This window comes from Streptomyces sp. NPDC056222 (assembly GCF_042264065.1).
Lineage (GTDB): Bacteria > Actinomycetota > Actinomycetes > Streptomycetales > Streptomycetaceae > Streptomyces.
Map to the genome: position 1 here is coordinate 80,921 of NZ_JBHJTL010000026.1, position 10,292 is coordinate 91,212.

The window sequence follows — 10,292 nt, forward strand, 5'->3', positions numbered from 1 at the left end:
CCTACACACAACCAACCCCGGTCATAGACATGATCCGGAGTGCGGCAATCCTGTCAGACCGTCAGGTCGTCGTCGAAGGCACCCCGTGGACGCTGCCCCCTCACGTCTTCGCGTGCGGGGTGATCTCCGGCCATGCAGGGTGAGGAAGTACGTCTGAAGAGATTCCTGTGGGCCGACCTCGAAGCGATTCACCGTGCGGCCGAGCGGGTTCCACACCCTGCCGTCAGGCATCCGCACCCCGACAGGGTGGGCGAAGACGGAACGAAGGAGGTGCTCCGGCGGTAGGTCCACCCACACCGCTCCGGCCTCACGTACCAGCACTTCTCCGACATACGCGCCGATCGCCATCAGCGCGCCGTTCACGCGCTCCCGGCCGCCGCCGCCCTGGCGCAGCCCGTCGATGAGCCGGTCCACGATGCGCAGGCTGGCCGCGCTGTAGTCCAGCGGCAGACGAGACCTGACCGCGGCGCGCTCGACGAACTCGGACGCGTGGCGTCCCATGTCGGCCGCACACAGCCTTTGGCTTTCGTGGTCCATGCGCCATCACCCTCTCCTACCTGAATCCGGTCACGTACTCCGGATGATCAAGCGGTTCTCGTGCCGGATTCATCACGGCCCGAACGTGTGACGCCAGTCACGCGAGGGTGGGCCTTCTCTCGTCGGCACGGCCGCGCTTTCGGCTCGACGTGAATTCGCCTGGGCTATACACCATCGGATTCGACGGACGCCAGGCAGCGGAAAAGTTGGGCGAGATGCCGCCAATCGCCACCGACCAGCACATCGAAATGCCCTATATATGTGATCGATTGACGAACCATCAACTCCGTGTTGAAGATCCTCCCGCCACGATCGGCGCACCTCCGGCGAGGCCACTTTTCCGTAGCCGGAAGGTGGCCTGGTTTGGCGTGTCCCGAGGTGCTCCGGTCGAGGTCGGATCCACCGTGACCGGCGACGGAGTGCCCGTCCCGGCGCGCGTCGGTGCGCCCTTTTCGCCTCGCGCGGAATGGGTGCCGATGAAGGGAATGGCGTGAAAGTGAGATACGGGCGGGCGATAGCCTGCCTCGTGGTTTCCGCGGTTGTCGGAACCATGCTGCCACAAGTCGCATATGCGGCACCGGTTTCGAGTGACAACGGCGAGGGAATCGTCGATGCCTTCGCGGGCTGGTTCTCGGAGGACGAGGGTGAGTCCGACAGGCCGGACGAGCCGTCGACCGGTGGAACTCCGGTGCTGCCGAGCCGTGAGAAGCTGCCGAAGGGCGCAGCGGCCGGAAAGGCCAAGCGTGTTGCCGAACTGACGGGCAGTCGTACGGCCAACGCCCGGTACTGGAAGCTCTCCGACGGCCGGGTGCAGGCCGAGGTGTCAGCGGTGCCGACCGGGTATCGGGCGGGGAAGTCCTGGAAGGACATCGACCCGACGGTCACCCCGACCGGCGCCGGAGGCTTCGACTTCGTCAACACGACGAATGCCGCCCACAGCTGGTTCGGGTCGGATGCTCGCAAGTTGCTGCGGTTCGAGGCCGGTGACGGGCACGCGGTGACCCTGGGTCTCGAGGGTGCGGGAAAGCTCGCCCCCATCGCCAAGGGCGACACCGTCACGTACAAGGACGCCGTGGCCGGTGCGGACCTGTCGTACCAGGTCGGTCCGGGCAGGGTGAAGGAAAACATAGTCCTGGACCGGAGGCCCACGGGCCCGGTCTCCTTCACCTTCACGCTGGACGCCGGCGGGCTGAAGCCGAAGCCGGGCAAGGACGGTTCGGTCTCCTTCTACGGCGAGGCCGCGAATCCGGTACTGGTCATTCCCGCGGCGTTCATGACGGACGCCAAGAAGGACGCCCGGTCGCCGTACGGGTTCGCGTACAGCAGGACGGTCACCCAGAAGCTCACCAGGGCCGGCAAGGGCTGGAAGCTGACGGTCACGCCCGATGCGAAGTGGCTGGCCGCGCCGGAGCGGCAGTACCCCGTGACGGTCGATCCGACGATCTCGATCGCTCCGACGCCGACGACGGCGCAGGACGTCATGATCTCCTCGGACGGTCCGAACACGAACTACGACGACAACTGGCGACTGTCGGTCGGCAACACCAGCACCGGTTCCTCGCGTGCGCTGCTGAGGTTCCCGCTGACCGGCGTACCGGCCGGCACGAAGCTCGACTCGGCCGATCTGAAGCTGTACTACGACCAGACCCACACGGCCGGCGACACCGAAGTCCAGCTGGAGGCGCACCGCGCGACCCAGTCCTGGACCGAGGACCAGGCCACCTGGAACAGCGCCAATGCGATCACCGGCGAACTGTCGGGCACGGCGGTCGTGGTCGACGACGGCGACGCCGGGCGGACGGCCGCGGTCGGCGCCTGGCCCGCGTCGGGGAACACGGCGTACACGCAGTACGCGGTCAACCAGGACTACCTGTACAACAAGGACTCGGTCACGGGTGACACGTACACCTGGCAGCCGAGCCTCCCCGAGGACGGTGTCTACCAGGTCGAGGCGCACAACATCCCGGCCTCGGACCGCGCCACCAACGCCCCGTACACCGTCACGTACGACGGCGGCACGAAGGCGTACACGGTCAATCAGCAGGCGGGCACGGCCGGCGTGTGGAAGACGCTGGGCTCGCACCCGTTCAAGGCGGGCACTCTCGGCAAGATCGTCCTCGGTGACGGTCCGGCGTCGACGACCACCTCGGTGATCGCGGACGCGGTCCGGTTCACCAAGGGCGGCGTGGTCACCAAGCAGCCGGGCGAGCTGAACACCTGGCACACCTTCCCGGTGACCAAGACCGTCCAGTCCTGGATCGACGGCGCGTACGTCAACAACGGCTTCGTGATCAAGGCCGGCGACGAGAGCGCGAACGGCCCCAAGGGCGGTCCGCGCTACGAGGGCAGCGAGTTCGGGTACGGCGGCGAGACGGCCAACTACCCCCGTCTGGTCCTGACCTTCGGCCGCCAGGGCGTCGACCTCGCCGCCCCGACCACGATCCACGACACGGGCGCGGAGCTCTCCTGGTCGGCGTACCAGGACCGGGATCCGATCGGGACCGCCGACGACATCGTCGAGTATCAGGTCCACCGCTCCATCAACCAGACCTTCACTCCTTCCGCCGCCACGCTCGTCTCGCCCGTCGCGTCCACGGTGACGGCGTTCACGGACACCACGGGCGTGCCGACGAAGGCGGACGATCCCGATCCGTTCGGCCGCGCGTACTACTACATGGTCGCCGTCAAGACGAAGGACGGGCAGGTCGTCGGTGCTCCGACGCAGCTCGTACGGCTGCCGAAGGCGGGCCGCACGACGAAGGTGTTCGCCGCGTCGCAGGACACCACCCTCTCTTCGGCCCGCACCACGCTCACGCACGACACGATCGACGACGGCGGCCCGAAGAACTGGCTGTCGGTCGGCAACAACTCCGCGACCTACGGCGACACCCGCGCCCTGCTGAAGTTCCCGGCTCTCGGCATCCCCGCCACGGCCCGGGTGCTGGACGCGAACGTGCGGCTGTGGAGCACGCAGACCGCCCAGGACACCGCGGGGGCCGTCTACCAGCTGCGGCCGCTGACGCGCGACTTCGACGAGGCCACCGCGACCTGGGTCAAGGCCAATGCGAGCACGAACTGGACCACCGCGGGCGGTGACTTCGGCGCGGTGACGGCCGACACCGGGGCGAAGACCAACGACCCGGCCCGCCACGACTGGAACGTCACCTCGCTCGCTCAGTCCTGGGTGACCACCCCGTCCTCCCAGCAGGGCGTGGTCGTCAAGATGGCGGACGAGGCCGCCTCGCAGGAGCGGACCCTGTTCCTGTCCTCCGAGGGCACCGAGCAGCGCCTCCGGCCCAGGATCGTGGTCACCTACATCGACTCGACGACCGAGTCGACGTACTACGCGCCGCAGACGCCTGCGCGCATGACCCCGAACACCGACTACACGGTCGACTTCACCCTCACCAACACCACCGCTTCCTCCTGGAACGCGGCCGATCACGTCCTCACCTACAAGTGGGCCCTGCCCGACGGTACGGACGTCACCAACGGCGGCAACCAGATCCAGACGGCGCTGCCCGGCAATGTCGCCCCGGGCGCCTCGGTGAACCTCCAGGCGGCCGTCAAGACCCCGATCAACTCGGACAACGGCAACAAGCGCACCGACTACGTCCTGACCTGGGACGTGTACAACAAGACGGCCGGTACGTGGACCTCGGGCACGGCCGGAATCCCCGGCCTGAAGCAGAACGTGGCGGTGGAGGACCCGACCTCCAACCAGCTCGGCATGGAGAAGTTCTACGTCTACTCGGGCAAGAACACCGGTGCCGGCTCGACCGTCATGAACAACCTGGCGGCCGGCAACAGCGTCTGGCAGTACAACGCGTTCACCAACCCCGGCCGCGGTGTCACCACATTCGCCCGGTTCGCGTACAACAGCCTCGACACCTCCGACACGGTCTCCGGCCACGGCTGGTCCTTCCAGGCCGCCGGCCCGATCCGGCTCGGCGCACCCCTGGAGTTCCACCCGAAGCCGCACCCCACGGAGATCCGCCTCCCGGACGGCGACGGCACGACCCATGTCTTCCGCGAGCAGCCCGACGGCTCCTGGAAGGCCCCGGCGGGCGTCCACTACAAGCTGGCCGCCAAGCCCGGTCTCGACTGCACACCGCTGAAGGACCCGGTCCCCGACGCCTGGACGATGACCCGTCCGGACGGGACGCGGTTCGTGTTCGGCTGCGACGGCTACATGACGTCGCTGGTCGACAAGAACGGCAACACCCAGACGTACACCTACGAGGAACGCAAGTCCAACAACAAGCCGACCAAGTTCCTCAAGTACGTCACCGACCCGGCCGGCCGCCAGTCGCTGACGGTCGAGTACTACTCCAAGGCCGACAGCTCCAACCCGAAGATCATCGACCACATCAAGTCGATGACCGAGATCTCGGGCCGCAAGCTCGCCTTCGAGTACTCCGACAAGGGCCTGCTCACCAAGCTGACCGACGGCGCCGGTTCCACCCAGCCGAAGGTCTTCGGCTTCGAGTACGACGCCACCCAGGGCAACAAGAACGTCAAGCTCGTCAAGGTCACCGACCCGCGCGGCAACGGTACGTCTCTGGCGTACAACTTCCCGCAGGCCGGGGACGACCCGAAGTACCACTGGTGGACAAAGACGATCACCGACCGTCTCCAGGGTGCCACCGGCTTCTCGTACGCGGTGAACGCCGGCAACACCAAGTTCACCGACACGAAGGTCACCGACGCCGAGTCGCGTGCCTCCGACTACGTGACCGACGACTTCGGTCGCGCCGTCCAGTCGACCAACGCCAAGTCGCAGTCGATGAAGCTGGCGTGGGACGCGGACAACAACGTCACGTACATGGAGGAGAACAACGGCGCCAAGACCGCGTACTGCTACGACCAGAAGACGGGCTACCCGCTCTGGAAGCGCGACGCGGAGAACAACAAGGCGGGCGTCCCCGCGCCGGGTGACTGCGCCCCGGGCACCTACCCGGCGAACTCCACCCAGTACGCGTACCAGATCCGTGCCGACGGCTACTCGGCCGACCTGTTCACCAAGACCTCGCCCGAGGGCCGGAAGTGGCGGTTCGGCTACGACACCTTCGGCAACCTGAAGACGGTCACCGACCCCAAGGGCGTCGCCACGACGACGGCCGGCGACTACACCACGTCGTACGAGTACGACGCGTACGGCAACCTGACCAGGGCGACCGACGCCAACGGCAACACGGACACGAACAGCGACTTCGGGCCCACGGGCTTCCCGAGGACGATGACCGACGCGCTGAACAAGTCGTCCGCCTTCGTCTACGACGAGCGTGGTCAGGTAACCGAGATCACCGACGCGCTGGGCAAGAAGATCACGCAGACGTACGACACGTTCGGTCGTCCGCTGGTCAAGACCGAGCCCAAGGACCAGGCCACAGGCGACCTGATCAGCGCGCCGGCGCCCGTGTACGACGCCAACGACAACGTCACCACGTCGACGGCGCCCAACGGCGCGGTGTCCACCGCGGTGTACGACGCCGCCGACCAGACCATGTCGGCGACCGCCCCGAAGTACACCACGACGTCGGACGAGCGGAAGACGACGTACACCTACGACAAGGTCGGCAACCTCAGGACGACGACCGAGCCGAAGGGCACGCTGACCACGGCGGACGCGACGGACTTCGTCACGACCAACTACTACAACGAGATCTATCAGCTCACCTCCGTCACCAACGCGAACGGGGACAAGGTCAGCTACGAGTACGACAACGTCGGCAACGCGACCAAGGTCGTCGACCCGAAGAAGAACCTCACGGCCGACACGGCGGACTACACCACCCTGACCGCCTACGACCTGAACCACCGGGTCACCACGGTCACGGACGCCGCCGGAAAGACCACCAGGAAGGCCTACGACAGGGACTCCCTGGTCGTCTCCACGACGGACGTCGAGAACAACACGACGCTCGTCAGCTACGACGAGCGTGGCAAGCAGACCGAGGTCAAGGTCCCGCGCAGCGGCACCTCGCCGATCGTCTACCGCACGACCCGGTACGACTACGACCAGGTCGGCAACACCACCAAGGTGATCACCCCGCGCGCCGTCGAGGCGGGGACGACCACGGCGTTCACCGTTCGTACCGAGTACGACGCGCTGAACCGGCCCAAGCGCCAGTACCAGCCGTACGACCCCGCGGACTCCCGCCACAACGACCCCAACGTCTACACCGAGACCGTGTACGACGCTGCGGGCCGGGTCGCGAAGACCTCGATGCCGCCCTCCGAGGGGCAGACGGTCCGCAACGACACGGAGTTCACCTACTTCGACAACGGCTGGACGAAGAGCTCCACGGACCCGTGGGACATCTCCACCACCTACGACTACAACGACGTGGGCCAGCAGACGGCCAGGACTCTGACGTCGGCGGGCGGCTCCTCCAACCGCACGATGACGTGGTCGTTCCATCCCGACGGAAAGGTCAAGTCCCGCTCCGACGACGGTGTTCCGGTGGGCAAGTCGGTTGTCCTGGCGGACAACTCCGACACCCAGCACACCTCCTCCACGGGTACCTGGGCCACCGGGGACATCACCGGGCAGCAGGGCTACGACCACCGCACCCACGCGGCCGGTACGGGCACGGACGCCTTCACGTGGACGCTCGACATTCCCAAGGACGGTACGTACACCGCGTACGTGAAGTACCCGAGGGTGACCGGGGCCGCCACGGCCGCGAAGTACACGCTCACGCACGGCACGACCACTGAACCGGCGGTCACCAAGGACCAGAACGCCGCTACCGGCACCTGGGTCAGCCTCGGCAACTACGCCCTCAAGCAGGGCGAGGACGCCAAGCTGAAGCTGGAGCAGAACAGCGCCGGCGTCGTGGTCGCGGACGGGGTCAAGCTGGTCCGTGACAACTCCGCGGAGACCGACACCGAGAAGCGGACCTTCAACTACGTCTACGACCCCAACGGCAACCTGACGTCGATCGACGACACGTCGTCCGGGGCGAAGGTCGACGCCTACGCCATCGCCTACACCGACCTCAACCAGGTCGAGAAGGTGACGGAGTCGCTGTCCGGCGTGGAGAAGAAGGCGACGTCGTACACGTACGACGTCAACGGGCAGTCGGAGACGGTGGCCCACCCCAGCCAGTTCTCCAAGTACACCTACGACCTGCGGGAAAAGGTCAAGACGGTGTCCGTCGGAAAGTCCGCGACAGACAGCGCCCCCAAGGTCACGTCATACACGTACACGGACCGCGGTCAGAAGCTGAAGGAGACCAAGGCCAACGGCAACACCATCGACTACGCCTACTTCCTCGACGCCGCGCTGAAGTCGACGACGGAGAAGAAGGCCGACGGCACCACGCTGGTCGCCTCCCACACCTACGCCTACGACGCCAACGGCAACAAGGCCCAGGACGTCGCGAAGAAGATGAACGCCGACAACCGCTCGGCGTACCTCGACTCCACGACCGACTTCACCTACGACCCGGCCGACCGGCTCACCAAGTCGGTCAAGACGGGCAACGGCGCCGGCACGGAGACGTACGTCCACGACGACAACGCCAACGTCGTCAGCCAGACCGTCAAGGGCGTCGGCACCACGTTCCAGTTCGACCGGAACAGGCTGCTGACCGCGACGACATCGGGCGTCGGCGCCAACTACACCTACGACCCCTTCGGCCGTCAGCAGTCGGTCGTCTCCGGCGGCAAGGTCATCGAGCGGAGCGTGTACGACGGCTTCGACCACGTCGTGGAGTCCCAGAAGATGGACGCCGGCGGCGCGATGAAGTCGACGACGTACACCTTCGACCCACTGGACCGCACCGCGTCGAAGACGGCGGACGGCAAGACCACCGACTTCGAGTACCTGGGCCTGTCCGGCGAGGTGCTCGACGAGAAGGTCGCCGGTGCGCTGACCAAGTCGTTCCAGTACAGCCCCTGGGGCGAGCGCCTGTCGCAGAGCAAGCACAACACCGACGGGACGACCGAGGACGGCTACTACGGCTACAACAGCCACACCGACGTCGAGACCCTGACCGACAAGAACGGCGACACCAAGGCCACCTACGGCTACACCGCCTACGGCAACAACGACGCCACCGAGTTCACCGGCATCGACAAGCCCGAGGCCGGCCAGCCGGACAAGGAGGAGTACAACCCCTACCGCTTCAACGCCAAGCGCTGGGACGCCCAGTCCGGCACCTACGACATGGGCTTCCGCGACTACAGCCCGGGCCTCAACCGCTTCACCACCCGGGACATGTACAACGGTGCCCTCGACGACATGAGCCTGGGCGCGGACCCGTACACCAGCAACCGGTACGCCTTCACCGGCGGCAACCCGGTGAGCGGCGTCGAACTGGACGGTCATCTCGTCTGGTTCGGGATTCCGGTCGTCTACTGGGCGCTGGCGGGGGCCTTCGCCACCGCAGCTGCCGCGTCGACTCCGCAGGGCCAGCAGAGTCTGGCGGACGCGGGGGCGGCACTGGGCAGCATGCTGATGCCGTCCGCGGACGACGTCGATTCCAGCGATTCGTCCGACAACCAACCGCGCCCGGGTCCCACCCCGCAGCCGTCGCCGAACCCCCAGCCCAGGCCTGCGCCGCGGACCACCGACACCAACAACCCCCAGTGCAACACCCTGCCTCTGATCGACGGAGGACGGGTCTACGGGGGCCTCGAGGAGTACACGGATCACCAGGGGAACAAGGGCTGCAGGGCGACCGGCGCCTGGGCGTTCCTCGACCAGTCCGACCGAAGGTCGCGCACCGGGGCGGGCGGGCTGCCCACGTGCCCCACATGCGACCCGTCCGTCGATCCGGACGGAATGAATCAAATACGGGCAGCGGGCGGAGAGGCTCAGGCCGGTCACCTGATAGGTTATTGGGGTGGGGGAACTGGCCAGGATGTCCGAAACCTGGTGGCCATGTACGGAAGTGCAAACAGAAGGATGGCCAGCAAGGTAGAGCGCTACGGCTGGACGCACTTGACCGGTAGCAACAAACTGTTCATGTCGGTCGTGCCCATCTACGGAGATCCGCATTCGGCCGTTCCCACCACTGTTCAGGTGGGGATCACCACGTACGGACCCCAGGGAGACATCGTCAACACATTCTCGTGCACCGCGATCAATTCCCTGAGCGGCAGGGGCTCGACGTGCTAGAGGGGGCATAGGCATGGCAACGCTCTCAGAGATTCGGGCCCTGCTGGGCGAAGCCGGGTTCAACTGGTCGGATCCGGCACCATGGATCGAACTGGAGCGGGAACTCGGCATCGAATTCCCCGCGGACTTCCATGAGATCGTCGACGCCTATGGCTCGATCCTGATCAACAACCAGTTGTATCTGAAGCATCCCGCCGGGCATCTTCTCCACGATCTGGGAACAATGATCAGGAGGGATCTCGAGCTCTGGCGCGAGGAGGACATGGCGGAGTTCCTGCCGAGTCCAGTAGGGGCGAACCCCGGCGAATTGATGCCGGTGGCGACGGCCACGACGGGCGAGGCGGTTTTCCTTCGCGTTCCCGACGACCCCTCGTCGCCCTGGCGCGTCGTGGTCCAGGAGTTCGACAGTCCGGCGTGGACGCTCTACGAGATGACGTTCGGCGACTGGTTGCTGGCGTATGTCAAAGGCAGGGACGTGACGTTGTGTTCCCGCAACCGCGCGCCTGACGGCCCGTTCTGGGAGTTCCTGCCCTGACGACGAACGCGGTGGTATCTCCTGTCCTGGTGACAGGGGATACCACCGTGTGAAGAGTCTTCCGTGACGACCAACGGAGCCCCACTTTTG

3 protein-coding genes are annotated in these 10,292 nt (G+C 66.4%); 2 read left to right on the forward strand and 1 reads right to left on the reverse strand.

Features of this window, described 5'->3' with window-relative positions; genetic code table 11:
- Positions 1-21: 21 nt before the first annotated feature.
- Positions 22-537, reverse strand: a complete 516-nt coding sequence (locus ACFC0D_RS15340) for a hypothetical protein (RefSeq protein ID WP_376435084.1) — start codon at positions 535-537, stop codon at positions 22-24.
- Positions 538-1,087: 550 nt separating this feature from the next.
- On the opposite strand from ACFC0D_RS15340, the gene ACFC0D_RS15345 reads away from it, so the two are divergent.
- Both ACFC0D_RS15345 and ACFC0D_RS15350 read left to right on the forward strand, forming a co-directional pair.
- Positions 1,088-9,667, forward strand: a complete 8,580-nt coding sequence (locus tag ACFC0D_RS15345) for a DNRLRE domain-containing protein (protein WP_376435086.1) — start codon at positions 1,088-1,090, stop codon at positions 9,665-9,667.
- Positions 9,668-9,680: 13 nt separating this feature from the next.
- Complete coding sequence (locus ACFC0D_RS15350) at positions 9,681-10,202, forward strand: SMI1/KNR4 family protein (RefSeq protein WP_376435088.1); 522 nt, start codon at positions 9,681-9,683, stop codon at positions 10,200-10,202.
- Positions 10,203-10,292 lie beyond the last annotated feature (90 nt).

What these genes read in the sequence shown, in the direction of transcription:
- ACFC0D_RS15340 (WP_376435084.1), bottom strand. Translation starts at nt 537, where the DNA reads ATGGACCACGAAAGCCAAAGGCTGTGTGCGGCCGACATGGGACGCCAC.
- ACFC0D_RS15345 (WP_376435086.1), top strand. Translation starts at nt 1,088, where the DNA reads ATGCTGCCACAAGTCGCATATGCGGCACCGGTTTCGAGTGACAACGGC.
- ACFC0D_RS15350 (WP_376435088.1), top strand. Translation starts at nt 9,681, where the DNA reads ATGGCAACGCTCTCAGAGATTCGGGCCCTGCTGGGCGAAGCCGGGTTC.